Source organism: Streptomyces sp. WM6386, from assembly GCF_000972385.1.
In the GTDB taxonomy this organism is placed as follows: domain Bacteria; phylum Actinomycetota; class Actinomycetes; order Streptomycetales; family Streptomycetaceae; genus Streptomyces.
In genome coordinates, this window is the sequence record NZ_JXTE01000336.1 from 1 (window position 1) to 681 (window position 681).

The 681-nt window shown below is 73.0% G+C and carries 1 protein-coding gene; it reads right to left on the reverse strand.

The features are described 5' to 3' along the window. Nucleotides 1-636: bifunctional DNA primase/polymerase (locus tag TN53_RS41565; protein ID WP_046264083.1), on the reverse strand; the 636-nt coding region annotated here is incomplete at its 3' end. Nucleotides 637-681 lie beyond the last annotated feature (45 nt).

Here is a 681-nt window from a genome sequence, read left to right on the forward strand (position 1 = left end):
GCCCTGTGCGGTGCGGGTGGTGGGGGCGATGATGTACCCGCCGTCGGCCCTCACATCGACCTGCCAGGCCAGCGCGACCTTGGGGCTGGAGCCGGTCGAGCAACGCAACCGGGTTGCCGGGTGCGGGTTTCGGTACCAGATGTGCAGGCCTCCGGAGGGCGTGCGCACGCGGAGGGTCGTCTCGTCGTGGGTCGGGTCGGGCTGGCCCCGGAAGGCCGCCAGAAGGGCGAGGGTGTCGAAGCCCGAGGCGAGGCCGGTGAGATTCACGGCATCGGGGTTGGGGATGCCCGGCAGGAGGCGGCTGCGGTCGGGGACCTGGACGCTGTGCGCATCCACGTCGAGGACGACGAGCTCGGCCGGACCGCAGGCGACACCTACGCCTGCGGAGGGGCTGCTGCTCCCCCACCAGGCGTCGATGTACCGCACGTCGGTGGTGGCGGCGTGGAAACCGTGGCAGGGGCGTCCTGCGGGCAGGCAGGGGCATGTCTTCGGGTCGTGGCTTCGGTCCCTGCACTCGGGGCAGTTGGCGGCCGGGGTCTTGCGGCCGGGAGCCAGAGGATGGACCGGCCAGCCCTGGGCGGCGCACCAGCGGGCGACGGCATGCGGTGTCGCGGACCTGGCCGGGGCGGCAGGCAAGCGGATGTCACCGGGGCGCGGCACGCTGATCGTCCTTGTCAGGTC